Consider the following 24,883-nt stretch of genomic DNA (forward strand, 5'->3'; position numbering starts at 1 on the left):
TCGATCGCGATCGCCGCACGGGTGGCATACGCGACGCGGAAGGCGATTTTCGACGCCGTCCCTCGACGTGTACGGTCGTTGCTATGACTTCGATCGAATCGATTCGACGGCCTGCTGTCGATCAAGCGTCGCGCCGAGCGCGCATCGCGGTCTCGGCGCTGTTCCTCACGAACGGCGCACTGTTCGCCAACATCCTGCCCCGCTACCCCGAGATCAAGGCTGCTCTGGGGCTCGACAACGCCGGGTACGGCCTCGCGATCGCGGCCTTCCCTGCCGGCGCGATCGCCGCGGGTCTTCTCGCCGCCGTGCTGATCCGTCGATTCGGCTCGGCGCGGATCGCCGTGTTCGGCACGATCGCCACGGGACTCGGCCTGCTCGCCGCCGCACTGGCGCCCTCCGGCATCCTCTTCGCCGTCGCCCTTCTGCTCGGCGGAGCATCCGACGCGATCACCGACGTCGCCCAGAACGCGCACGGTCTGCGCGTGCAGCGGCGATACGGCCGCTCGATCATCAACTCCTTCCACGCCATCTGGTCGATCGGCGCGGTTCTCGGCGGAGGCATGGCCGCGGCCGCGATCGCCCTGCAGCTGCCGCTCGGCGTGCATCTCGGCATCTCGACCGCGGTGTTCGCGGCCGTCGCCTTCACCGCGCTCTGGTTCTGCCTGCCCGGACGCGATGAGGAGGCGGATGCGGAGGCGACGGCCGAGCCGGTCGAGCTGGGCAGCGCCGTGCGCCGCGGAGTCAGCCCTCGCACCGTGATGATCATCATCGCGCTCACGCTCATCGCGATGGCCGGTGCCGTGGCCGAAGACGCCGGCAACTCGTGGGCGACTCTCTATCTGAGTGAATCGCTCGGCGCCGCGGCCGCCATCGCGCCGCTCGGATTCATCGCGCTCGTCGGCGCACAGTTCATCGGCCGGATGCTGGGCGACGGCATGACCGACCGGTTCGGGCAGCGCGCGGTGGCCCGCGTCGGAGGACTGATCGCCGCAGCGGGCATGACACTCGCGCTCATCTTCCCGAGCGTGCCGGGAACCATCGCCGGATTCGCCGCCGTCGGCTTCGGCATCGCGACGCTCATCCCGGCCGCCATGCATGCGGCGGACGAACTGCCCGGCCTGCGACCGGGAGTGGGGCTCACGGTCGTGTCGTGGCTGCTGCGGCTCGGCTTCCTGCTGTCACCGCCGATCGTCGGGTTCATCGCCGACACCGAGAGCCTGCGGGCCGGGTTGATCGTGGCCCCGGCTGCGGCTCTGGTCGCGGTGCTTCTCGCCGGCGTGCTCGAGAAGCGCAGGGTTCGGGAGTAGCAGTTCGGGTCGGCCACGGAGGGCCGTGAGAGTGATGCGGAAGGGTGTTCGTCCTCCCGTATCGCGGGTTTTCGCAGTATACGTATTCAATCCTGAAAGTTTCCGGGAACATAGGCTTCCCTAAGTCGATTGCATACGTATACCATCAGCGTCATGGGACACATCAAGCATCGAGCACTGCCGGTACTCGCCCTCGCAGCAGTGGGCATGATCGCCCTCTCCAGCTGCGGCGCCGGGACCCGAACCGACAATGAGAACGCGACAACGGTGTCGTGCGACTACACGGCTCCCGAGGGCAAGACCACGGTCAACGTCCTCGCCTACAATTCCTCCGCCATCGACCCCTTCACCGACACCATGGTCAAGAGCTGTTCGACCGATGACGTGACGCTGAAGCACGATCCGATCGACTTCGGCGGGCAGGTGACCAAGACCACGGCCACCCTGGCCGGCGACACGGGCACCTACGACATCATCGAGACCTACGGATTCGTCATCCCCGGCTTCGGCGAAGAGGAGAAGCTCGTTCCGCTGAACGACCTCTGGGACAAGTATGGCGAGGACTACGGGCTTGGCGAGATCAGCGAGTCGATGGTCGAGGGCATGTCCTACGACGGCGACATCTACGCCATCCCGATGCAGGCGCAGATGTTCGTCATGGCCTACCGCACCGACATCTTCGAAGACCTCGGCCTCGACGTGCCGACCACCTTCGACGAGATGATCGCCGCGGCCGAGGCGATCAAGGCCGAGGGCCTCATGGACTACCCGATCGCGCTGCCCTGGCTCGCCACGGCCGACGTGACGACCGGCTTCGAAGGGGCGATGAACTCCCTCGGCGCCGACTTCGTTACCGCAGACGGCGAGGTCACGCTCGACGGACCCGAGGCGAAGCAGGCCGTCGAGGCGATGCTCGCACTCAAGCCCTACATGGACCCGCAGGTCACGACCTTCGACCAGCCCAAGGTGCAGCAGCAGATGTTCAACGGCACGGCGGCCATGTCTATCATGTTCTCCGGTCGCATGTTCGACCTGACCCTGCCCGCGAACTCCAAGCTGTCCGACTCCTTCGGATTCGCCGGTGCGCCCAAGGTCTCCGACGACGCCGAGTACTCCTACAACCGCCTCTCGATCGACGGCTGGTCGATCCCCTTCAACACCAAGCTCGACCACGACATGCTCTTCCAGATGATGGCGTCCGCCGTCAGCGAGGACGCGTCCACGGCATCCGTCCCCGCCGCCTACCCGGCCCGCGAGGGCATGGTGACGGAGGAGAACTCCCCGTACGGTGCCGCCGCCAACGACTCGATCGCGAGCGCCATGCCGCCGATCGTGTCGCCGGTCATCGCCGACATCACCAACGAGATCCGGCCGATCCTGGTCTCGATCCTCAACGGCCAGGTGTCCGTCGACGACGGGCTCGCCCAGATGCAGGCCGCCGGCGAGAAGATCGCCGGCTGACCCCGATCCGACCGTCCATGACTGTGGCCTGAGCGCGAGTTCAGGCCACAGTCCGTCCAAGGGAGGACGCACATGAAGGCACGCGAATTCTGGCTGCTCTTCGCTCCGAGCCTGCTGGTGATGGGTGCACTGCTCGTGCTGCCGCTGGTGCGCACGGTGCAGTGGAGCTTCGAGCAGGTCCGCTACGGCACACCAGGCACCTTCATCGGGTTGGAGAACTTCACCGACGCGCTGACGGATCCCCGTTTCCACAAGGCGGTGATGTTCACGGTCGCCGTCACGATCGTCACCACGGCGATCCTGCTCGTCTTCGGGTACATCATCGCCACCGGCATCAACCGCATCACCACGTCGCGTCCGCTCGTGCTCGGCATCATGCTCGTCTCGTACGTGCTGCCGAACCTCGTCGGCGCCGTCGCCTTCTCGTGGCTCTTCGACGACAACTTCGGCGGTGTGGTGAACCGCCTGATCGGCTTCGTCGGCGGGTCGCAGGTGCTCTGGTTCACCGACCAGGTCCCCAACGCGATCCTCGTGATCGCCAACACCGTCTGGCACATGCTCCCGTTCGCGATGCTGATCATCCTGGCCGGACTCCAGGGCGTGCCGAACGAGCTGAAGGAGGCCGCGAAGATCGATGGCGCCAACGGCTTCCAGACGCACCTCAACGTGATCATCCCGACCATCCGCGGAGTGCTCGGGTTCGTGACACTGATCACGATCATGGATGTGCTGCGCATGTTCGACAACCTGATCCCGCTGTCGCCGCAGGCGCAGAACATCGGCAACGAATCGATCATGCTCTACGTCTACTCCGTGGCATTCGCCGATGGCGCCGAGAACCTCGGTCTCGGCAGCGCGATCAACGTGCTCACCATCCTCCTGATCCTCATCATGCTGATCCCGTTCATCCGGGGCATCTTCAAGGAAGCGAAGGCCGAACGATGAGTCTCACCTCCGCAGAACTCTCGACGAGGGCCATCGTCACGAAGGGCGTGCCGAAGCGCCGTCGCCGCGGCCCCAACCGCCCGCCGGTGATCACGGGGCTGCTGCTCGGCATCCTCTGCATCGTGATGCTGAGCCCCTTCATCTGGATGACGACGTCGGTGACCAAGCCCACCGACGTCGCCTTCGCCAACCCGCCGGTGCTCTGGGACTACCAGCCGACCCTGCAGGCGTTCGTCGATCTGTGGCAGACCACGTACTTCGCCGACTACCTCGTGAACACCGTGGTCGTGGCGGTCGTGTCCACCGTGATCGCGCTGGCGATCGGCATCCCGGCGGCCTATGCGCTGTCGCGGTTCCCCAGCTACGTCTCGGCGCTGCTGCTCGTGCTCGCACTGATCTTCCGTGCGCTGCCCCGCTTCGCGGTGGTGCTGCCGATGTACGACATCAGCCGCGCGCTCGGCATCTACGACACCACGTTCGCGCTCGCGATCGCCCTCGTCGCGATCAACCAGCCGTTCACGATCTGGCTGCTGCGCAACTTCTTCGCCGAGATTCCGAAGGAGCTCGACGAGGCGGCCATGATCGACGGCTGCACCAGGATCGGGATGCTGCGCAGGGTCATGATCCCGCTGATGGGGCCGGGGATCCTGACCGCCGGCATCTTCGTGTTCCTGTTCGCCTTCCAGGAGTACCTCACCGCGCTCGTGCTCACCGACACCTCGTCGAAGACGGTGCCCGTGTTCATCGCCACGCAGCTCGGTCAGACCCTGCCGATGCTGCAGCAGGCGGGAGCGGCGTCGATGCTGTTGACGATCCCGGTGTTCGTGATCGCCTTCATCGCGCAGAAGTATCTCGTCGCGGGTCTCAGCGACGGTGCCGTGAAGGGCTGAGGTGGCTGCCGCGGTGCCGCCGCTCGTGCTTCTCGCGGGCATGAACTGCACGGCCGACCTGTGGACGGATGCGCGGTTCGAGGGGGCGGTCCGGTCGGTGCTGGATCGTCCCTCGATCGGCGAGCAGGTGGCGGCGCTGCTCCGGGATCTGCCCGAGACCTTCGTGCTCGTCGGCCACTCGCTCGGGGGCATCGTCGGCATGGCTCTCGCCCTCGCCGCGCCTCAGAGGGTGGCCGGCCTCTGCCTCGTGTCGACCAATGCCAAGGCGCCGACCGACGCGCAGCGTTCAGGATGGGGCGGGTGGCTCACGGCACTCGACGAGGGCGTCGAGCCGCGCGCGCTGCAGGACGGCATCCTCATTCCTCTGTTGGGGGAGGCGCTCGTGCGAGAGCGGCCCGAGCTCGTGGAGCGGACTCTGCGCATGGGGGAGGAGACCGGTGCCGACCGGCTGCGCGCTCAACTGCGGATGCAGCTCACGCGCACCGACCTGCTCTCGCGGATCACCGGATTGTCGATGCCGACCCTCGTCGTCTCGGGGCTCGACGACGCCATCTGTCCGCCGCACTTCCACACCGAGATCGTGTCGGCGATGCCTGACGCCCGTCTCGTCACCCTCGATGCCGGCCACCTGCTGCCACTCGAGCGGCCGCGTGAGTTCGGGCGTCTCGTCCGGTCGTGGATGTCGCAGCAGCGATTGGCCGGCATCGTCGTCTGACCTCGGGTTCGCTGCGCCTCGGATTGTGGTGCTGCGGCAGTCGGGAGGGGATCCGCGATTCGGAGGGTGGACGCGGGGGAGTTGACCTCCGTATCGCAGATCTCCTCCGGATCGACGGTGGGTGGCGGGGCGCGGGGGGCGCGGGCGGCGCGGGATGCGGCGAGCGCTCAGCGCTCGGGCGCCGCGAGGCCGCGCAGGTGCGCCATGAGAGAGGACGCGAGGTTGTAGACGACGAGGTCGGCTCCGTCGGCGAAGGCCGCGCTCGCCGCATCCCTCGTGCCGACGATGTCCATGCGCAGTGAACCGACCCTGGCCAGCGCCGAATGCACCGCAGCGATCGCCTCGGGCACCGGTCGATCATCCGGTCCACTCGACGCTGCGAGGTCGGCGGGGCCGACCATGATGCCGTCGAGTCGTGGCACCGTGGCGATGCCCTCGACGTCTGCGACCCCGCCGGGCGATTCGATCATCCCGAGCACGAGAGTGTTCTCGAGCCACCAGTCGCGGTGCTCTGAGGGGTCGATGAGACCGAAGCGTCCGGCCCGGCTGTAGGTCGCGAATCCGCGCAACCCGACCGGCGGGTACATCGCCGCAGAGACCAGCGCCTCGGCATCCGCTGTCGTGTCGAGGTGAGGGGCGAGGATGCCCTGGGCTCCCTGGTCGAGCACCCGCAGGATCTGGCCGCGGTCGCCCTCGCCGACGCGCACGATCACCGGCACGCCGTGCACCTGGGCCAGCGCGATGTGCTGCCGCAGCGCGACGACGTCGGCTGGGCCGTGCTCGCAGTCGATCAGCACGAAGTCGAACTCGGCGACGGCGAGCATCTCGACCAGCTCTTCCGACGGCATCCGGAGCAGTGCCCCGATCAGCTTCTCGCCGGCGAGCGCTCGGGCTCGCAGCGACCGCATCATGCGACCATTCCTGCTGAGAGATCGATGTCGGCACCGCACATGCCCGGCATCCCGAGCATCGCGATGACCGCTGCGCCCACCTCCTCTTCTGTGACCATGCGTCCGAGCGCCGCGCGCGAGACGAACGCCTGCTCGGCGTCGTCGATGCTCGTGCCCGATCTCGCGGCCTCGAGGCGGAAGTTGCGCTCCATGCGCGGTCCCTGCACCGGGCCCGGCGACAGCGAGTTCACCCGCACACCTGCCGGTCCGACCTCGAACGCGAGCGTCGAGGTGAGCCCGATCACGGCCATCTTCGACGCGCAGTACGGTGTGCGGTGCGCGAGCGGACGCTTGCCCGAGACGGAGGCCACGTTGATGACGTCGCCGTCGCCGCGTTCGACCATGCCGGGCAGGAGTGCCTTGCAGAGCAGGAACGTGCCGCGCACGTTCACGGCGAACACTTCGTCCCAGTCGTCGACCTCGATGTCGGTGAGCGCTGCGACCGGACCCGGGATGCCGGCGTTGTTCACCAGGATCGACACCTCGGTGTCCGCCAGCTGCTCCCGCAGCCTGTCGACGGATGCCGGATCCGACACGTCGCAGGTCATTCCGCGTGTCCGTGAACCGAGGTCGGCGACGACGCGGTCGAGCTTCTCGGCGTCCCTCCCGACCACGACCACGTGCGCACCGGCGGCGTGCAGGGACCGGGCGATGGCCGCCCCGAGTCCGCTGCCGCCGCCGGTGACCACGGCCGTGCGACCGGCGAGGTCGGTCATCGCGACTCCGCGCCGACCGCCGCGTGACTCTCGTCGATCCAGGCGAACTCCGTGCCGGCGTGCCTCCAGGCGCGGGCATCGCCCGAGCGGGCATGACCTTCGAAGAGCTCGACTCGTGCAGCGCGGCCGCACACGGCTCCGAGCTCGGCCGACGACTCGCTGTTCTGGATCTCCTGATAGGTCACCGTGCGCAGGTACTTGCCCACCCAGAGTCCGCCGGTGTACCTCGCGGCGCCGAGCGTCGGCAGCACGTGGTTGGTGCCGATCACCTTGTCGCCGTACGAGACGCAGGTGTTCTCGCCGAGGAACAGCGCGCCGTAGTCGTGCATCCGCGTCAGTGCCTCGCGCGGGTTCTGCGTGAAGATCTGCACGTGCTCGAAGGCGAAGTCGTCGGCGATCCGATAGGCCTCGTCGAGGTCGTCCGCGACGATCACCTGTCCCCAGTCGCGCCAGGCCGGGCCGGCGTAGTCGCGAGTGGGCATGCCGGGCAGGATCTTCTCGATCCAGTCCATGACCTCCTCCGCCAGCGCCTGCGAGGTCGTGACGAGCACGGCGGGGGAGTCGGGGCCGTGCTCTGCCTGGGAGAGCAGGTCGACGGCGGTGAAGAAGGGATCGGCGTGCTCGTCGGCGACGATGAGGATCTCGGTCGGGCCGGCGAAGAGGTCGATGCCGACCTCGCCGAACAGCTGGCGCTTGGCCTCGGCGACGTAGGCGTTGCCGGGGCCGGCGATCATGTTGACCGGTTCGATCGAGTCGGTGCCCACGGCCATCGCCGCCACCGCCTGCACTCCGCCGAGGATGTAGATCTCGTCGGCGCCGGCCATCTTCATCGCGGCCACGGTCGCGGCGGGGATCTCGCCTCGGATGGGCGGAGTGCACGCGACGACGCGGGGCACGCCGGCGACCTTGGCGGTGATGATCGTCATGTGCGCGGATGCCGTCAGCGGGTACTTCCCTCCCGGGATGTACGCACCGGCCGCCTGAACCGGAACATGCTTCTGTCCGAGGAACACCCCGGGCAGCGTCTCGACCTCGATGTCGACGAGCGAGTCGCGCTGGGCCTGAGCGAAGCGGCGCACCTGGCTCTGCACGAACTCGATGTCGGTGATCACCTGGGCGTCGAGCGTGCCGATGATCTCGGTGATCTCGTCATCGGAGAGCCGATACGAGTCGCGACTCCAGTTGTCGAACTGCTCGGCGTACCGCCGCACGGCGACGTCGCCGTTCTCGCGGATGTCGCCGATGATTCCCCTCACCCGCTCGGCGACGTCCTGCTGAGCGGTGTCCGCGAACGTCTTCGTCGGCGCGGTCTTGAGATGCAGGGGCATGGCCCTTCCTTCCGTTGCATACGTATGTGCTGATTATGACCGCGTATGCATTCGGGCGTCAAGGGCGGTAGAATCCTGAGATCGAGGGGGAGGCGCCAGATGGTCGTCACGAGTCGTGATGTGGCCCGCTTGGCGGGAGTCTCGCAGCCGACGGTGTCTCGGGCACTGCGCGACGACGCGCGGGTGTCCGAGGCGACGAAGCTCCGGGTGCGCGAGGCGGCCCAGCTGCTGGGCTACGTGCCGAGCGAGGCGGGGCGAGCTCTGTCGTCCGGTCGCACGCGGCGCATCGGCCTGCTGCTGACCGATCTCGACAACCAGTTCTACTCGCACATCATCGCCCCGGTGCACCGAGAGCTCGAGACGCTCGGGTATCAGCTGATGCTGCACACCGAGTCGGCCGACAACGACACCATCGTCGAGCGACTGCTGGCCAACGGCCTCGACGGCGTGATCCTCGCGACCACCACCGTGGACTCCGTCGCGCCGCTGCGCCTCAAGGATCGCGGGCTGCCCTTCGTGTACTTCAACCGCACCGGCTCGTTCGTCGAGGCGGACGCCACGGTCGTCGACCCGGCTCCCGGTTATCGCGAGGCGGTTCGGCGTGCTGTCGCACTCGGGCACACCAGGGTCGGCGCGGTGCTCGGACCGAGCAACACGAGCACGGCGCAGAGCCGCGAGGCCGCTCTGCGGGAGGCGCTCGTCGCCGAGGGTGTGACGCTGCCCGAGAGTCACGTGCGCCGGGTGCCCTACGGAGCTGCCGAGGGCGAGGCTGCGGCGTCCGAGCTCCTCGAAGGGTCGGAGCGCCCGACCCTGCTGTTCTGCGGCAACGATGTGGTGGCGTACGGTGCGCTCAATGCCGCGCACCGCGCCGGTCTGCGGGTGCCGGACGACCTCTCGATCCTCGGTTTCGACGACCTTCCCGAAGCGGCCTGGCCGATCATCGACCTCGCCACGATCGGCTACGACATCGCCGGCATGGCGCGCACGGCCGCCGACCTCATCGTGCGCCGCATCGAGGATCCGAGCGCCGAGCTCGAGAAGACGCGCTTCGAGTCCGTCTTCGTGCCGAGGCGCACTCTCGCGGCCGCACGCGCCGACTGACCGCCTCTCGGCGATGATCACCGTGTGCGCAGGATCGTCTCTTGCGTTGCTTTGTGCATACGCATACACTGACGAGGAAGAAGCCAGCGATCACCGATGAACCGCAGCTTCGCATCTCGAAGGAGTGAAACGCGTGTCTCTCGACCCGGTTGCCTATCTGCCCTACCAAGACCCCGACGACTTCATCCGTGAGGTCACCGATCTGATCTGGGTCGATCGGTCGATCAGCTTCATCCGCGACAACTACGAGCCCGACTCGATCGTGCACGGCGCCTACGGCACCTCGACGACGCGACAGGAGGTCATCGAAGGAACGCTCATGCGCATCTCGGCGACACCCGATCGCACCGGCCAGGCCGAAGACGTGATCTGGGAGGCTCGCGGCGACGATGCGTTCCTCAGCTCGCACCTCGTGCTGTCGGGGCACCTGCAGACCTCCTCGCACAGCCGCACCATCGCCAACTGCCTGTACCGCAAGGGCCGCATGGTCGAGGAGTGGGTCGTGCGCGATTCGCTCGCCGGCGCACTCGAACGCGGCGACGACCTCGACGAGCTCGCCCGCGCCCAGGCCTTCCGCGGCTACACGGGGTCGTGGACCGAGCCGGCGCCCGCCGATCCGATCGCGAAGGGCGACTCGGGCGTGCGTCCCGACGACCACCGCTCCGAGGTCGAGACCGTCATCGACATGATCCAGACAGTGTGGAACGACCGCGACCTGCAGAAGGTCGAGAAGTTCTTCCACCGCGACCTCGTGCTGCTCACGGTCGGCAACCGCGTCGTCATCCGGCCTGAGGGCTACCGCCGCGCACTGCTGCGATTCCTCGAGTCGTTCCCCGCCGGGCAGTTCGAGATCCGTGACATCCAGACCAACTACGACGTCCGCTATGCGGGACTGCGCGTCGCGGTCACCTGGAAGTTCGTCGGCGACTACAACGGAGCCCCGAACTACGGCAGCCTCACCGGCAAGCCCGTCGATGTGCTCGGCATCTCGCAGTTCACCTTCCACCAGGGAGCCCTCGTCAAGGAGGTGCGCCTGTGGGACGACATCGCCCTGCGCGCCCAGATCGCGGGTACCCGCGGCGACGAGCCGGCAGCCTTCAGCAACATCTACTGATCATCGACTGATCGACAAGGAGAAGAAGAAATGAGCAACGCCATCGTCGACCAGGTCGACGTCATCGTCCCCGCGGACGAGATCGCACGCCGCACCATCCGCCGCACCGACTGGGTGCCGTGCAACTCCGCTTTCATCGACTGCCGCACTCCCGGATCCGACCGCAAGGAGAACTACTCCTTCATCGGCGCCGGCGTCTCGCAGAACGCGAGCCAGTACGTGAACCTCGAGGTGAATCACGGCTTCAACACCGGAGCCGCCGGGATGCCGAACGGCATCTCGAACAACCTGCATCTGCACTTCACTGCGGAGGTCTTCATCAATCTCGGCGGCGAGTTCCGCCTCCGCTGGGGTGTCGACGGCAAGCAGGGCGAGTACATCAGTCACGACGGAGACATCGTGACGATCCCCACCTGGATCTTCCGCGGGTTCACGAACGAGGGGCCGGATGACGGCATCCTCTACACGGTGCTCGGCCGCGACGACAACGGCGGCATCATCTGGGGTCCGTCGGTGCTGCGCGAGGCGGAGTCCTACGGCCTTCACCTCACGGCCGACAACAAGCTCATCGACACGGTCGCCGGTGACGTGCTGCCCGACGATGTGCCGCTGATCACCCCGATGAAGCAGCACTACATCGACGAGCTCACGACCTACACGGTCGAGGACATGCGCTCGCGGGTCATCCAGCCCGGCGACCGCAAGTACTCGTCGGCGGCGCTGCTGTGCGCGGCGGTCGACGGCGGGCACGTCGAGCTCGCCACCGCCATCGGATACGGCATGAGCGAGAACCGTCGCCAGGTGCCGAACGTCACGGAACCCCACTCGTTCAACCTCGCGTGGGTGCGGGCCGAAGCCGGTCAGGGAGTGCTGCGCCACCGCCACGACAAGACGCAGGCGCTGCTGTTCAAGACCGGCCGCTGGGAGGTCACCCTCAACGGCGACCCGTCGACCGCCGTCACGCTGGGCGCCGGAGACACCTTCTCGGTTCCGGAGGGCAGCTGGCGCTCGTACGTCTGCGTCGAGGGCGACGAGTCCGGCACCGGCACGGTGCTCGTGATCAACGGCGGCGACGACCGCGTCTACCTCGAGTGGGCTCCGGAGGTCGTCGAAGCGGCGGCCGCCGCCGACTGGACCATCGATCCCAACGGCTACCTGGCCCCGCTGGGAGTGATGGTCACCGCCACGGAAGATGACTGAGAACGACGGGGCGCGAGGGGGTACCGCCCTCTCGCGCCCCGGCGCGTCCGTGACGGGATCGGATGCCGCTGAGCTGCGCGTCGCGGCGCTGTCGCCCGAGATCGTGCTCGGCGACGTCGACGGCAATCTCGACCGCATCCGCTCGGCGATCTCTGCCGCTGCTCGTCGGCAGGCGCAGCTGATCGTGCTGCCGGAACTCGCGACCAGCGGCTACGTGTTCGCGGATCGCGAGGAGGCGCACAGCGTCGCTCTCACCGCCGACGACCCGCGGTGGTCGACGCTGCAGGAGGCGATCCCCGCGGATGCCGTCGTCGTGGTCGGATACGCCGAAGCAGACGGGGAGCGGCTCTTCAACACCGCCGCCGTGCTCACTCGCGACGCGCGCCTGGCCGACTACCGCAAGTCGCATCTGTGGGGTGCCGAGAAGCTCGTCTTCGACAGCGGGTCCGAGGCCGGACTCGTCGTGGACGCCCCGTTCGGTCGTCTCGGCGTGGCGCTCTGCTACGACAACGAGTTCCCTGAGGTGCCGCGCCGTCTCGCGCTCGCGGGCGCGGATGTGCTCGCGCTGCCGGTCAACTGGCCGCTCGTGCCCCGGCCGGACGGCGAACATGCACCCGAGCTGATCCAGGCGATGGCGTCGGCGCGGTCTTCGCGACTGCCCGTCGTGATCGCCGATCGATGGGGGTCCGAGCGCGGTGTCGACTGGACCGACGGCACGGCGATCATCGACGAGCAGGGCTGGATCGTCGCCTTCCGCGCGGTGATGGGGGCGACGGCCGTGCTGTCGCTCGACGCCGCCCGCGGCAAGGCGCTGCCGCCGCACAACGACCTGTTCGCCGATCGGCGCGCCGACCTGTACTGAGTGGGTATGTGACGTCCGGCCCCGTGCCGGATGCAGGACCTGAGCACGGATGCAGGGCGGGATCGCCGATCTGGTCCTGCATCCGTGCTCTCGTCCTGCAAACGGCGCGCGGTGGGCTGGCGAGGTGGCGCCGCCCACCCGGAGTCGGCCTCAGCTCAGTGCCGTGCGACCCTGATGCTCCGGCAGGCGTTCGCGCAGCATCCGCTCGGCGAGCTCGGCGAGCTTCTGCGTCGCGGGTGAGAGCAGCACGCCCGCTCGCTGCACCAGGGCGATCGTGTCGTGCATCGGCTCGGCGAAGGGGAAGGTGCGGATGCCGGAGGGGAAGGCGTCGGACTCGGCGATCGAACGTGACACGATCGTGTCGGCCGTGCCTGCGGCGACCAGGCTGAGGGCCGTCTCGACGTGCTCGACCTCGACCGCCGGCTCGATGGTCAGGCCCCGCAGCCGTGCGCGTTCGAGTAGCTGGCGTCGGGTCGGGTCGTCCCACCCGGCGAAGGCGTCGTAGAGCACGAGCTTGGCGTCGGCGGCCTCCTCGATCGTGACCGGGCCGGCTTCCGGTGTCCGCGTGGCCGAGGCGTAGAGCACCTCGTCGCGAAAGAGCGGGCGCACCTCGAGGCCGTCTTCATCGACCGGCAGCACGAGCAGTCCGGCCTCGAGTTCGCCCGCCGCGATCGACCGGGCGACGTGCGCCGAGTTGATGCCGACCAGGCGCAACCGCACATTGGGATGCCGGTGGTGGAATGTCTCGGCCAGATCGGCGAGCGCGTAATAGGCCGCGTTGCGCAGCACGCCGAAGGTGCACGTGCCCCGCTCGAGCGAGGCCAGCGCCTGGATCGTGTCGATGCCGTTCTGCACCGCGCTGACCGCCTGCGCGGCGTGCGGCCGCAGTTCGAGCGCCGCGGCCGTCGGGACGAGGCGTCTGCTGCCTCGGGCGAACAGCGTGACGCCGAGTTCCCGTTCGAGGCGCGCGACCAGCTCCGAGACCGAGGCCTGCGTCATCCCGAGGGTCTTCGCCGCCGCCGTGAAGGATCCGTCGTCCAGTGCGGCGAGGAAGGCGGTGAGCTGGGTGATCGTCACACCCAATGGTAAACCCGATGGATCGTGCAGGATCATCAGGCTTGTCTCGTGGTTGCGAGCGGATCTAGCCTTCCTGCATGCGTTACTCCTCTGCAGTGCTCGCCCGCTTCGACGGCGACTTCCACCACCTCAAGACCCCGCTCATCGACGCACCCGCCGCGCAGCGCGACCCCGCCGTGATCGAGACGGTCACGGCCATGCTCGCCGACATCCGCGAGCGCGGCCTCGACGCCGTGCTCGACTACGCGCGAAAGCTCGACAACTACCAGGGGACCGACATCGAGCTCACCCCCGAGCAGATCGCGAGCAGCGGAGAACGCCTCGCCCCCGACCTGCGGGCGGCCATCGAGCTCGGCGCCGAGCGGACGCAGGCGTTCGCCCGCGCCTCCCGCGAGCACCTGACCGACTTCGAGACCGAGTTCGTTCCGGGCATCGTGACCGGCGCGAAGTACATCCCCGTGTCGCGTGTCGGCGCATACCTGCCAGCCGGACGCTTCCCGCTCACGGCCAGCGCGTTCATGACCGTGGGCGTGGCCAAGGCGGCCGGCGTGCCGACCGTCATCGCGTGCACGCCCCCGCAGCCCGACGGCGGAGCGAACGACGCCGTCGTCTACGCCGCGCACCTGTCGGGTGTCGACCGGGTGTTCGTGATCGGCGGGGTGCAGGCGCTCGCAGCCATGGCGTTCGGACTGCTGGGCGACCTGCCCGTCGACATGCTCGTCGGCGCGGGCAACGCCTACGTCGCCGAGGCCAAGCGCCAGCTGTTCGGCACGGTCGCGATCGATCTGCTCGCAGGCCCGAGCGAGGTCGCCGTGATCTCGGATGAGACGGCCGACCCCGTGCTCGTCGCCGCTGACCTGCTCGGGCAGGCCGAGCACGGCCCGAACTCGCCTGCGGCGCTCATCACGACCTCCGACGAGCACGGTCATGCCGTGATCGCCGAGATCGAACGACAGCTCGAGACGCTGGCGACGGTCGACATCGCCGGCGCCGCCTGGCGTGACTACGGCGTCGTCACCGTCGTGAAAGACCGCGAGACGGCGGTCGCTCTGATGGACGACCTCGCCCCCGAGCATCTCGAACTGCTCACGGCCGACGACGACTGGTACCACGAGAATCTGCGCAACTACGGCTCGATCTTCCTCGGGCCCTGGAGCACGGTCGCATACTCCGACAAGGGCATGGCGGGCACGAACCACGTGCTGCCCACGGCCGGCGGGGCCAAGCACAGCGCCGGGCTCTCGGTCTCGCGCTTCCTCAAGCCGCTCACGTATCAGCGCATCAGCCGTGCGGCCACGCCCGAGCTCGCGCACGCCGTGCAGGTGATCTCGGACTCCGAGGGCATGGCCGCGCACAGCGCCACGGCGACCCTGCGGTTGGACCGTCTCGGGTGACGGAGGGGAGTCGGGTGGCCTGATCCGGTGCCGACGGGTAGGTCGGTGCCGGATGCAGGACAGAAGCGCGGATGCAGGGCGAGATGGTCGATCTCGCCCTGCATCCGTGTTTTCGTCCTGCAAACGGCGCGGCGCGGACAGCGGCGCGTGGCGACTGAGCCTCAGGGGGCGGTGTAGCCGCCGTCGACGAGGTGGTAGCTGCCGGTGATGAAGCTGGCGGCGTCGCTGGCGAGGAAGGCGATGAGGTTCGCGACCTCGTCGGGCTGGCCGAGGCGACCGATCGGGTGCTTGCTCACGAGGAACGCCTTGGCCTCGTCGCCCATGGTGGCGAGCAGGGGGGTGTCGATGAAGCCGGGGCCGACCGAGTTCACGCGCACGCCCTGGGCGGAGTACTCGAGGGCGGCCGACTTGGTCATGCCCACGACGGCGTGCTTGGCGGCGACGTAGGCGGGGGAGTTCGCGAAGCCGACGCTGCCGAGGATCGACGCGATGTTGACGACGGAGCCGCCGCCGTTCGCGAGGATCGAGGGGATCTGCGCCTTCATGTTGCGGAACACGGCGTTGAGGTTGATCGAGATGACCTTGTCCCACGCGGCGTCGTCGTACTCGGCAGTGGGAGCGGATGCGCCGCCGATGCCGGCGTTGTTCACGCCGATGCGCAGCGGGGCGAGCGTGTTCGCGAGCTCGACCGAGCTGGCGATCCAGTCGGTGTCCGTCGCGTCTCCGACGGATGCCTCGGCGATGCCGCCGGCGGCGCGGATCTCCTCGACGACCGCGTTCGCGTTGTCCGCGTTCAGGTCGTTGACCACGACGGAGGCGCCGTTCTGGGCGAGCAGCAGAGCGGTCGAGCGTCCGATTCCGCTGCCTGCTCCCGTCACGATCGCCGAGCGGTTCGAGACGTCGTACTGAGCCACGAGTGACTCCTCTTCCGGACGGTCACGGTGCCGGGAGATCTTCTCGGACGGTCCGTCCTAGGTCTCCAGCCTACGCCTGTCTCAGGGAGATGGATGCACGTGAATGGATCCGTGCCGTCGCATCCGCTGTCTACCGCGAAGCGCTGCCGAAGGTGAGATCGAGAGCGGCGGAGAGGTCGGCGAGGAGGTCGTCGGCATCTTCGAGGCCGACGGACAGACGCAGGTGTCCGAACTCTCGGAAGGGTGCCGGATAGGTGGCGACACGGCCGCCCTCGGTGCCCGTGTGCACGATGAGCGAGTCGTCGTGGCCGAGTGAGAACCCGGAGGTGATGAGTCGCAGGTTCGCGACGAAGCGGTTCTGCACGTCGGGGGAGCCCGTGACGGCGAAGGCCATCATGCCTCCGAAGCCGCGTCCGCCGAACTGCCGCACGGCGAGGGCGTGGTCCGGATGCGATTCGAGACCCGGGTAGTAGATGTACTCGACCCGCGTGTCGGCTTCGAGCATCTGCGCGATCTGCAGCGCCGACGAGAAGTGCTGGCGCAGGCGCAGCGGCAGGGTGACGGTGCCGCGCTGGATCTGCCACGCGTTGAAGGGCGAGATGATGCCGCCGACGTCGACCATGGCGTCGGCTTTGATCGCCTGGATGAGATCGCGCCGGCCGGAGACCGAGCCCCCCATGGCGTCGCCGTGGCCGTTGAGGTACTTGGTGAGGGAGTGCACCACCAGGTCGGCGCCGTCGTGGATCGGTCGGTAGAACGGCGGCGGCGAGAACGTCGAGTCGACCATGAGGATGGCGCCGGCGGAGTGGGCGATCTCGGCGACCGCGCTCACATCGGCGACCTTGGTGGTCGGATTCGCGATGGCCTCGATGCACACGAGACGCGTCTCGGGGCGCATGGCCGCCCGCACCGCGTCGAGGTCGCTGATGTCGACGAAGCTGGCGTCGAGCCCGTAGCGCTGGGGCAGCAGCTCTGTCCACAGGCGCCACGTGGCCTCATAGACCACGTCGCTCACGACGACGTGGTCGCCGGCGCGCACATGAGTGAAGAACACCGCGTGCAGGGCGGCGACTCCGGAAGCGAGGGCGACCGCGTCCTCGGCTCCATCGAGCGCGGCGAGCTTCTGCTCGAGTGCGGCCTGATTGACTCCCGTGTTGCGGGTGTAGAGCCCCGGCGCAGTCGCCGACCAGCTGATCTCGCTCGGGTCGTCGGGCAGCTGGTACGAGTTGGCCATCACGAGGGGAGTGCGCAGCGCCAGGGTCGAATCGAGCTGATTGCCCCCGTGCACGGCCAAGCTCAGGTCGGACAGCGTGTGCAGATCCTTGCGGTCGGGTCGAGCGCTCATCGTGACTCCTTCGTTCTGCACCGTCTTCCAGTGCCATCTTCCACCCTAAGGTGCATAATAGACACACGCAATTGCCAATACTGCACAGTTTGCGGACTGAACCAGGAGGTCCCGATGGAGCGGCTTCATCTCGATCAGATCGATCGCCAGATTCTCACGGCGCTCACCGACGACGCCCGCATCCCCTTGGTCACTCTCGCCTCTCGGGTGCATCTGTCGCGCAACGCGGTCAAGCAGCGCATCGAGCGGATGGAGCGGCAGGGCGTGATCGGCGGCTACAGCGTCGTCCCCGGACGCGCCGGCGGTTCGCCGGTCTCGGCCATCGTGCTCGTCTACCGCAGTGATCGAATGCGCGGCGGCGGTGTCGTCTCGCAGATCGCGCAGATTCCCGAAGTGCGTCGGTGTGATGTGCTCTCGGGCGACTTCGACCTGCTGGTGACGCTGGAGGCGGAGTCGATGGATCGCATCGGCGAGATCTGGGAGATCCTCGCCGCGCTGCCCGGAGTCGTGAACACCGTGACGGCGGTGTCGTTGACCCGGGTGGTCGATCGGTCATGACCTCGCAGAGGGGCAGGGCATCCCCCGCGGACCCCTCCCCCTCTGCGAGGAGATCTCAGGTGGTGACGCAGGTGACCTTCGGCTGGGTCATCTCCTCGTACGCGAAGCGCACGCCTTCGCGCCCCATGCTCCCGTACTTCGATCCACCGAACGGCATGCTGTCGATGCGGTAGTCGGAGGAGTCGTTGATCATCACGCCGCCGGCGTCGAGCGCTTCGGCGACTCGCAGCGCGCGGGTGATGTCGGAGGTGAATGCCGCGGCGTGCAGCGCGTAGTCGATGCTGTTCGCCGCCGCCACCGCCTCGTCTTCGGTGTCGAACGGCGTCAAGACCACGATGGGGGCGAAGGCCTCCTCGCTCCACGCTTCGCAATGGGCAGAGACGTTCTCGAGAGCGGTCGGCCAGTACACCGAGCCCTCCCTGCGGTGTCCGGCGAGCACGCGTGCCCCCGACCGCACGGCGTCGTCAACCACACGCTCCGCGTTCGTCGCAGCGGCCACCGAGATCATCGGGCCGACATCTGTCGACTGGTTCACGGGGTCGCCTGCGCGCAACGTCGAAGTGCGGGCCGCGAATCGGTCACGGAACTCGGCATACACGGAGCGCTCGATGAGAATGCGCTGGGCGCCGACGCAGTTCTGCCCCGCCGCCCAGAACGCGCCGGATACGCAGGCCTCGACGGCGGCCGAGATGTCGGCATCCGCGAACACCAGCACGGGGGCGTTGCCGCCCAGTTCCATCGCCAGCTTCTTGAGGCCCGCGGCGCGGGCGATCGCCTCGCCCGTCGCGAATCCCCCGGTGAACGACACCATCCGGATGTCGCGCACGGCGACGAGCGCCTGCGCCACATGACGGTCTCCGTGCACGACGGTGATGATCTCATCGGGTAGTCCTGCCTCCAGCAGCACCTCGACGAGGAACCGCGCGGTCAGCGGGGTGAACTGCGACGGCTTGAGGATCACGGCGTTGCCACCGGCGATCGCCGGTCCGATCTTGTGCGCGACGAGGTTGAGGGCGTCGTTGTACGGCGTGATCGCGAGGATCACCCCGAGCGGCTCCCGCGTGTACCAGCCACGACGATTCGCGGAGCCCTCGTAGGCATCGAAGGGGATGACCTCGCCGTCGAAGGCGCGGGAGGTCTCCGCCGAGAGCGAGATCGTGGTCACCGCGCGCTGCACCTCTTTGCGCGCCTGAGTGATCGTCTTGCCTGCCTCGCGCACGATGAGCGTGGCAGCCTCTTCGGCGCGGCCTTCGAGGATCCGCGCGGCACGGTCCAGGATCCGATGCCGCGCGAACCTCGACAGATCGCGCGAGAGCGTGGCACCGAGCCGCGCCCGCGACATGATCTCGTCGACGTCGTCGACCGAGTGCTGGGCGAGTCGGGCGATCACCTCTCCGTTGTAGGGATCGAGCACTTCGAGAAGTGACGCGTGCGCCACGGGAGCTTCGACGGAGGGCGCGCTCATCACGCCGCTCCTACGAGCGACGCCTGCTGCGCATCGATCGCGATGATGTCCGACAGCAGAGCGTAGGCCGTCTCGAGGCGTCCGGCACCGGGGCCCGACATCGTGACGGTGCCGAGCAGATCGGTCGTGAACGCGATCGCGTTGGTCGCTCCCGAGATGCCCGCGAGAGGGTGGTCGGCGGCCAGCGAGAGGGGCTGGACGGATGCCGTCACGGCGCCGGACTCGTCGCGCGAGATCGTTCCGAGGAGCTTCCAGTGCTCGCCGGCCGCCGCTGCCGCGACGACATCGGTCGCGGTGATCCCGCTGATGCCGACGCGCGAGACATCGGCCGTCGTGATCTCGGCGCCGAGCAGCTCATTGGCGAGGATCACGACCTTCAACTGGACGTCCGACCCTTCGATGTCGGCGGTGGGGTCGGCCTCGGCGTAACCGAGCGCCTGAGCCTCCGCCACGGCATCGTCGAGCGACTTGCCCGACTCCATCTGCCCGAGCACGAAGTTGCTCGTGCCGTTGAGGATCCCCTGGATGCGGCTGATGCGGAGCCCCTTGAGCGTCTGCTGCGCCAGCCGCAGCACGGGCGTGCCGCTCATCACCGAGCCCTCGTACTCGAATCGGGCCCCGTTCTGCTCGGCGAGCCGGTTGAGCTCGGCACTTGCGAGCGCGACGGGTCCCTTGTTGGTGGTCGTGACGCTCTTGCCGCTCTCAAGGGCAGCACGGACATGCGAGATCGCGGGTTCGCCGTCGATCGGGTTCGTATAGGTCGCCTCGACGATGATGCCCGCTGTCGTGGTGCGGATGACGTGGTCGTTGCGAGGGTCGACGTCGCCGCCGGGCATACCGGCGAACGAGTCATCCCCTGTCATCGCGAGCACCGCAGCGAGGTCGATGCCGTCGCTCTGCATGAGGGAGCCGAACCGCAGATCCGTGATCGCGACGACCCGCAGGGTGAAGCCGAGGTCGGACGCGAGCTCCGTACCGCGGTCGCGGATGATCTCGGCGAGGGCGCGGTTGACGCCTCCGAAGCCGATGAGGGCGAGGTCGTGGTGAGTCACGGGAGTTCTCCTTCTCTACGTGGGCTGTCGCCGGCGTCGCCGTGCTGACATGGCTCCATCCTCAGCGCCGGTGGTGTCCGTACGCGCCTGTCAGAACGGCAGCGGGAGGTGACGGATCGGCAGCTTCCCGCGCGGAATGTCGGCGGTGGCGGCTGCAGGCGGCAATCCATGGTCGTGCTCTTGCGCACCCGATGACGCAGCGGATAGTGTCCCCGCAGATCATCAACAAGATGCGTCATTGGCACATAGATGTGAATATGATGCACATACAACCCGATTGAGAGTTCCGATGACGCCTCTTCCCGGCGAGAAGCCCCTCCCCAACGTCCTGCCGAACACGACGGCCACTCAGGTGCCGCTGCGTCGGCTGCAGCGCACCATGGATGCCCGGCACCTGATCATGATCGCGCTCGGCGGTGTGATCGGTTCCGGGCTGTTCCTCAGCTCCGGCTACACCATCTCGCAGGCGGGCCCCCTCGGCGCGATCATCGCGTACCTGATCGGGGCGTTCGTCGTCTACCTCGTCATGGCGTGCCTGGGCGAGCTCGCAGTCGCCTATCCGGTCTCGGGTGCCTTCCACATCTATGCCTCCCGGTCGATCGGCCCAGCGACCGGCTTCACCACGGCCTGGCTCTACTGGCTGTGCTGGGTCGTCGCGCTCGGGTCCGAGTTCACGGCATCCGGCATCCTCATGCAGCGCTGGTTCCCCGGGGTGCCGGTGTGGGTGTGGTGCCTGATCTTCGCCGCAGTGCTGTTCCTGCTCAACGCGATCTCGGCACGTGTGTTCGGCGAGGCGGAGTTCTGGTTCTCGCTGGTCAAGGTCGTGGCGATCGTCGGCCTGATCGTGCTCGGCGGGGCGGCGATCTTCGGGTTCACGCCCCTCTCGCCCGAGCACCCGCCCGCACTCCTCTTCAGCAACTTCGAGACTCCCGGCGGCCTGTTCCCGAACGGGTTCAGTGGCGTGATCGTCACCGCCCTCGCCGTCTTCTACGCGTTCAGCGGCTCGGAGCTCATCGGTGTCGCCGCGGGCGAGACCAAGGATCCGGCGAAGAACATCCCTCGTGCCCTGCGCTCGACGGTGCTGCGACTCGTTGTGCTCTTCGTCGGGGCGATCGCGGTCATCGCCGCGATCCTGCCGTACGACCAGGCCAGCGTCACCAGCAGCCCGTTCGTCGACGTCTTCCAGTACGTCGGAGTCCCGTACGCCGCAGACATCATGAACTTCGTCATCATTACCGCGCTCCTCTCCGCCGGCAACAGCGGACTCTTCTCGTGCGCACGGATGCTGTTCTCGCTCGCCGAGGAGGGCCACGCGCCGAAGGCGTTCACCCGCCTCACCCGGCGTGGTGTGCCGCTCATCGCGCTGAGCGTCAGCATTCTGATCGGCCTCGTCTCACTGCTCACGAGCGTGGTCGCGGCGGGCACGGTGTACCTGGTGCTGGTGTCGATCGCCGGATTCGCCGTGGTCGCGGTGTGGATGTCGATCGTCGCCTCGCAGTTCTTCCACCGGCGCAGGTTCCTCCGCGAGGGGGGACGCGTGCAGGATCTCGCCTACCGCACGCCGCTCTACCCGGCGCTGCCCATCGTCGCCTTCTCGCTGCTGCTCATCTCGATCATCGCGATCGCATTCGACCCGAATCAGGTCGCCGCGCTCTACTTCGGCATCCCGTTCGTCGGGGCGTGCTACCTGTACTTCTGGTGGCGTCACGGTCGCAAGGGCGCGCGAGATGTCGTGCAGGATCACGAGGCTGAATCCGTCGAGGCGTGACGACCCCCGTGTCCGCGGCCGGGTGGGTGGAGATCGATGAGAGCGCCATCGCCCACAACGTCCGCACGATCCGCGCAGAACTCGGCGAGAACGTCGAGTTCTGCGCGGTCGTGAAGGCCGACGCCTACGGACACGGGATCGACATCGTCGCTCCGGTGCTCGCCGCGCAGGGGGTCACGATCATCGGCGTCGCGTCCAACGACGACGCGGCCGCCGTGCGGCGGGCGGGCTTCACGGGGCGACTGATGCGAGTGCGCCCCGGCGGACGCGACGAGATCGGCGACGGCATCCGCTTCGGCGTGGAGGAGTGGATCGGCGGTGCCGCGCACGCGGGAATCGTGGGAGCCGTCGCGGCAGCGCAGGGGGTCAGGATGCGCGTCCATCTCTCGCTGAACTCGACCGGGCTCGGTCGCGACGGCATCGACCTCGGCGAGGCCACGGGGATGGATGCCGTGACCGGCGTTCTCGCAGACCCGAACCTGGACGTCGTCGGCCTGTGCTCCCACTTTCCCTGCGAAGACATCACCGACGTGGTCGAGGGTGCATCCCGCTTCGACGCGGAGACGCGCGCGGTGTGCGTGCGGGCGGGTGCGGGTGATCGGATCGTGCGTCACTGCGCGACCACGTTCGCGGCGCTCAGGGTGCCCGCATCCCGGTTCGATCTCGTGCGCATCGGAGCCGGGTTGTACGGGGACACCGATGCCGTGGGCGGCGTGTTGCGACCGGCCATGCGGGTCGCGTCCCGGATCGCAGCGATCAACCCCTACCGTCGCGGAAGCACCGTCGGGTACGAACGCTGGCACCGTCTCGACCACGATGCGCGTCTGGCCGTGATCCCCCTGGGGTATGCCGACGGAATCCATCGCAGCCTCAGCGGCACCGGCGAGGTGCTCGTGAGGGGGAGACGTGCACCGATCGTCGATCGGATCGCCATGAACAGCTTTCTCGTCGACGTCACCCGAATAGACGACGCAGTGGCCGGCGACGAGGCCGTGCTGTTCGGCCGTCAGGGTGACCAGACGATCGCTTCGGCTGATGTCGAGGGCGCCCACGGTCACATCGCCGCCGACCTCTACGTCGCGTGGGGACGCCTTCTCCCTCGTCGTCGCGTGGTCGGCGACGGATAGGATTGCGGTGATCTCGACCCGCAGCGAAGGAGGACCGGTGGTGGCTTCCTCGTCTCTGGTGCAGGGACTGAAGCTCCTCGACGCCGCCGTCTCGCAGGAGCGCCGCGCGCGGCCGGGTCTCAACGCGTCGCGTCTTGCGGAGCACACCGGGATCGAGCGCAGTCGTGTGTCGAGGCTCACACAGGAGCTGCGTGCGCGACAGTTCCTCAGCCGAGACGACGATGCGCTGTTCTCGGCGGGGCCCGAGTTCTTCGGCACCGCCGCCGTGCTCAACACGACGTGGCTGCGGGCCTCGCGAGCCGCTCTGCGGGCGCTCGCCTCGCAGCGCGGTGTCAACGCCCTGATCACGATCGCCGACGGCGCGCGCGGTGTGCTGCTGCGCTGCGAGAGGTCGGCGGACGGGTTCGATCGCTCCATCCGTGAGGGGCTCGTCACGCCGATCTGGTGCACCGGCGCGGGTCGGGCGCTGCTCTGGGATCACACGCTCGAGCAGCTCGAGGCGCTGCTCGAGGACGTCCAGTTCGTCGGGGTCGGTGGACCGACGGCCGCTCGTTCGACGCGCGACGTGTGGGCGCTGCTCGAGCGGGACCGCGCGGACTCGCTCATCGCGGCGGCGGAGGAATACGACGAGGGCATCGACGAGTTCGCTCTCCCCATTCGCAGCAGGGGTGAGGTCATCGCCTCCCTGGCTGTGCGCGGCAGGCATCGGCCGAAAGGGATCACGCGGGATACGCGGGCCCTGCTCATGCAGTTCGCCGGCGAGCTCAGCGCCGCAGCGGGCGCGGATCAGCCCTCACGCGAGAACGGCTGAAGGGGCGCCGAGTTCTCGGGAGAGCTCGGCGGCAGCGCGGGCGCACGCCTCGCCGCACGTCGCCGTGCGCTCCGCCATCACGTCGCGCGTGCCGATCACCTGGACCGCGGCGACGACCTCGCCGCGGTGGTCCCACACGGGAGCGGCGACGGAGTAGAGACCAGGCTCGGCCTCCTGGTCGACGATCGCGAACCCTCGGCGCCGATCGTCGTCGAGCCGTGCGAGGAAGTCGTCGATCGAGGTGGGGGTGTTCGGCCCCTGAGGTGAGAACTCGGTGGCGCGGAACACCGCGCGGATCTCGTCGGCCGACGCGTCCCACAATGTGGCACGGCCTGCGTCGCTGCAATAGGCGGGGTAGGCGCGTCCGATCCACGACCCGATCATGCGTGAGTCCGCGGGAAGGCTCTCGAGCGTGGTGAGCGTCGTGTTGCCCTGCAGCACACTGAGGAAGGCGGCTTCGCCGAGGTGCGACGACAGGTCCTCGAGCACCACCAGGCCGTGCGTGCGCAGCCGCCGTGCACTCAGCTCCTGGGCGGCGGCGTACCATCCCCACGCGAGGGTGAATGTACGGTCCGCCGCTCTGGTCACGAGGCCCGAGCGTTCCAGGCTCGTCAGCGTGCGCGACACCTGCGAGCGCTCGCGACCGAGGGAATCCGCGATGACGCTGACCGTGGCGGGTCGGAGGTCGCGGGTGAGAGTCGCGACGGAGGAGAGCACATCGAGTCCTCGGCCCATGCTGCTCGACGAGGGGACACTCGGCGTTGCGGGGGGCATGGAACGAGG

The 24,883-nt window shown here is 68.2% G+C and carries 23 protein-coding genes; 14 read left to right on the forward strand and 9 right to left on the reverse strand.

Translation table 11 applies throughout. The features are described 5' to 3' along the window. Positions 1-83 precede the first annotated feature (83 nt). From AKG07_RS13915 to AKG07_RS13935, 5 genes are all read left to right on the forward strand, one after another. A complete protein-coding gene (locus AKG07_RS13915) occupies positions 84-1,307 on the forward strand; it encodes an MFS transporter (protein ID WP_053098461.1) in 1,224 nt (407 codons plus the stop codon). A 153-nt stretch (positions 1,308-1,460) separates the two neighbouring features. Continuing rightward, on the forward strand, positions 1,461-2,768 hold the full coding sequence (locus tag AKG07_RS13920) for an ABC transporter substrate-binding protein (RefSeq protein ID WP_053098462.1): 1,308 nt from the start codon (positions 1,461-1,463) through the stop codon (positions 2,766-2,768). A gap of 72 nt (positions 2,769-2,840) precedes the next feature. After that, positions 2,841-3,713 carry a carbohydrate ABC transporter permease gene (locus tag AKG07_RS13925; protein ID WP_053098463.1) on the forward strand — a complete coding sequence of 291 codons (873 nt, stop codon included), beginning with the start codon at positions 2,841-2,843 and terminating at the stop codon, positions 3,711-3,713. After that, positions 3,710-4,603, forward strand: coding sequence for a carbohydrate ABC transporter permease (locus AKG07_RS13930; protein ID WP_053098464.1), 894 nt, complete (start codon positions 3,710-3,712; stop codon positions 4,601-4,603). The genes AKG07_RS13925 and AKG07_RS13930 overlap by 4 nt, the downstream gene beginning before the upstream one ends. Before the next feature lies 1 nt (position 4,604). Then, on the forward strand, positions 4,605-5,318 hold the full coding sequence (locus tag AKG07_RS13935) for an alpha/beta fold hydrolase (RefSeq protein WP_053098465.1): 714 nt from the start codon (positions 4,605-4,607) through the stop codon (positions 5,316-5,318). A gap of 167 nt (positions 5,319-5,485) precedes the next feature. Here AKG07_RS13935 and AKG07_RS13940 read toward each other — a convergent pair whose 3' ends face one another. Genes AKG07_RS13940 through hisD (AKG07_RS13950) form a run of 3 tightly spaced genes read right to left on the reverse strand, consistent with a single transcriptional unit; the run spans position 5,486 to position 8,312 of the window. Next, on the reverse strand, positions 5,486-6,229 hold the full coding sequence (locus AKG07_RS13940) for an HpcH/HpaI aldolase family protein (RefSeq protein WP_053098466.1): 744 nt from the start codon (positions 6,227-6,229) through the stop codon (positions 5,486-5,488). Next, positions 6,226-6,984: an SDR family NAD(P)-dependent oxidoreductase gene (locus AKG07_RS13945; RefSeq protein ID WP_053098467.1), complete on the reverse strand. Its 759-nt coding sequence runs from the start codon at positions 6,982-6,984 to the stop codon at positions 6,226-6,228. Before AKG07_RS13945 ends, AKG07_RS13940 begins: the two co-directional genes overlap by 4 nt. Next, on the reverse strand, positions 6,981-8,312 hold the full coding sequence (gene hisD, locus AKG07_RS13950; RefSeq protein ID WP_053098468.1) for a histidinol dehydrogenase: 1,332 nt from the start codon (positions 8,310-8,312) through the stop codon (positions 6,981-6,983). Before hisD (AKG07_RS13950) ends, AKG07_RS13945 begins: the two co-directional genes overlap by 4 nt. A gap of 99 nt (positions 8,313-8,411) precedes the next feature. Here hisD (AKG07_RS13950) and AKG07_RS13955 point away from each other — a divergent pair, with 99 nt between their 5' ends. From AKG07_RS13955 to AKG07_RS13970, 4 genes are all read left to right on the forward strand, one after another. Next, positions 8,412-9,413, forward strand: a complete 1,002-nt coding sequence (locus tag AKG07_RS13955; protein WP_053098469.1) for a LacI family DNA-binding transcriptional regulator — start codon at positions 8,412-8,414, stop codon at positions 9,411-9,413. A 133-nt stretch (positions 9,414-9,546) separates the two neighbouring features. After that, positions 9,547-10,527 carry a nuclear transport factor 2 family protein gene (locus AKG07_RS13960; RefSeq protein ID WP_053098470.1) on the forward strand — a complete coding sequence of 327 codons (981 nt, stop codon included), beginning with the start codon at positions 9,547-9,549 and terminating at the stop codon, positions 10,525-10,527. A 30-nt stretch (positions 10,528-10,557) separates the two neighbouring features. Then, on the forward strand, positions 10,558-11,727 hold the full coding sequence (locus AKG07_RS13965; protein ID WP_053098471.1) for a cupin domain-containing protein: 1,170 nt from the start codon (positions 10,558-10,560) through the stop codon (positions 11,725-11,727). After that, positions 11,720-12,589 (forward strand): nitrilase-related carbon-nitrogen hydrolase, encoded by an 870-nt coding sequence (locus tag AKG07_RS13970; protein ID WP_082297951.1) that lies wholly within the window; start codon positions 11,720-11,722, stop codon positions 12,587-12,589. The genes AKG07_RS13965 and AKG07_RS13970 overlap by 8 nt, the downstream gene beginning before the upstream one ends. Before the next feature lie 150 nt (positions 12,590-12,739). Here AKG07_RS13970 and AKG07_RS13975 read toward each other — a convergent pair whose 3' ends face one another. Further along, entirely contained in the window at positions 12,740-13,666 is a 927-nt protein-coding gene (locus AKG07_RS13975) for a LysR family transcriptional regulator (RefSeq protein WP_053098472.1), read from the reverse strand. 77 nt (positions 13,667-13,743) lie between these two features. On the opposite strand from AKG07_RS13975, the gene hisD (AKG07_RS13980) reads away from it, so the two are divergent. Then, positions 13,744-15,060 carry a histidinol dehydrogenase gene (gene hisD, locus AKG07_RS13980; RefSeq protein ID WP_053098473.1) on the forward strand — a complete coding sequence of 439 codons (1,317 nt, stop codon included), beginning with the start codon at positions 13,744-13,746 and terminating at the stop codon, positions 15,058-15,060. A 161-nt stretch (positions 15,061-15,221) separates the two neighbouring features. Here hisD (AKG07_RS13980) and AKG07_RS13985 read toward each other — a convergent pair whose 3' ends face one another. Beyond that, on the reverse strand, positions 15,222-15,974 hold the full coding sequence (locus AKG07_RS13985) for an SDR family NAD(P)-dependent oxidoreductase (protein ID WP_053098474.1): 753 nt from the start codon (positions 15,972-15,974) through the stop codon (positions 15,222-15,224). Positions 15,975-16,104: 130 nt separating this feature from the next. Beyond that, a complete protein-coding gene (locus tag AKG07_RS13990; protein WP_053099350.1) occupies positions 16,105-17,319 on the reverse strand; it encodes a trans-sulfuration enzyme family protein in 1,215 nt (404 codons plus the stop codon). 114 nt (positions 17,320-17,433) lie between these two features. Between AKG07_RS13990 and AKG07_RS13995 the strand changes: the two genes are divergently transcribed. Then, the gene (locus AKG07_RS13995) at positions 17,434-17,877 is read left to right on the forward strand and encodes an Lrp/AsnC family transcriptional regulator (RefSeq protein ID WP_053098475.1); all 444 of its coding nucleotides are present in this window, start codon (positions 17,434-17,436) and stop codon (positions 17,875-17,877) included. Between the two features lie 55 nt (positions 17,878-17,932). On the opposite strand, the gene AKG07_RS14000 is transcribed toward AKG07_RS13995, so the two are convergent. Together AKG07_RS14000 and AKG07_RS14005 are read right to left on the reverse strand one after the other, a co-directional pair. Then, complete coding sequence (locus AKG07_RS14000; RefSeq protein WP_053098476.1) at positions 17,933-19,342, reverse strand: aldehyde dehydrogenase family protein; 1,410 nt, start codon at positions 19,340-19,342, stop codon at positions 17,933-17,935. Then, positions 19,342-20,394 (reverse strand): homoserine dehydrogenase, encoded by a 1,053-nt coding sequence (locus AKG07_RS14005; RefSeq protein WP_053098477.1) that lies wholly within the window; start codon positions 20,392-20,394, stop codon positions 19,342-19,344. Before AKG07_RS14005 ends, AKG07_RS14000 begins: the two co-directional genes overlap by 1 nt. Positions 20,395-20,683: 289 nt before the next feature. Between AKG07_RS14005 and AKG07_RS14010 the strand changes: the two genes are divergently transcribed. The 3 genes from AKG07_RS14010 to AKG07_RS14020 are packed head-to-tail and all read left to right on the forward strand — an operon-like array spanning position 20,684 to position 24,100. Continuing rightward, a complete protein-coding gene (locus AKG07_RS14010; protein ID WP_082297953.1) occupies positions 20,684-22,162 on the forward strand; it encodes an amino acid permease in 1,479 nt (492 codons plus the stop codon). Further along, complete coding sequence (gene alr, locus AKG07_RS14015; RefSeq protein WP_053098478.1) at positions 22,159-23,289, forward strand: alanine racemase; 1,131 nt, start codon at positions 22,159-22,161, stop codon at positions 23,287-23,289. The genes AKG07_RS14010 and alr overlap by 4 nt, the downstream gene beginning before the upstream one ends. Positions 23,290-23,329: 40 nt before the next feature. Next, positions 23,330-24,100, forward strand: coding sequence for an IclR family transcriptional regulator domain-containing protein (locus tag AKG07_RS14020; RefSeq protein ID WP_162253843.1), 771 nt, complete (start codon positions 23,330-23,332; stop codon positions 24,098-24,100). On the opposite strand, the gene AKG07_RS14025 is transcribed toward AKG07_RS14020, so the two are convergent. Further along, positions 24,083-24,874, reverse strand: a complete 792-nt coding sequence (locus tag AKG07_RS14025) for an IclR family transcriptional regulator (protein ID WP_053098480.1) — start codon at positions 24,872-24,874, stop codon at positions 24,083-24,085. The genes AKG07_RS14020 and AKG07_RS14025 overlap by 18 nt on opposite strands. Positions 24,875-24,883: the final 9 nt, after the last annotated feature.

Source organism: Microbacterium sp. CGR1 (genome assembly GCF_001266755.1).
Classification (GTDB): domain Bacteria; phylum Actinomycetota; class Actinomycetes; order Actinomycetales; family Microbacteriaceae; genus Microbacterium.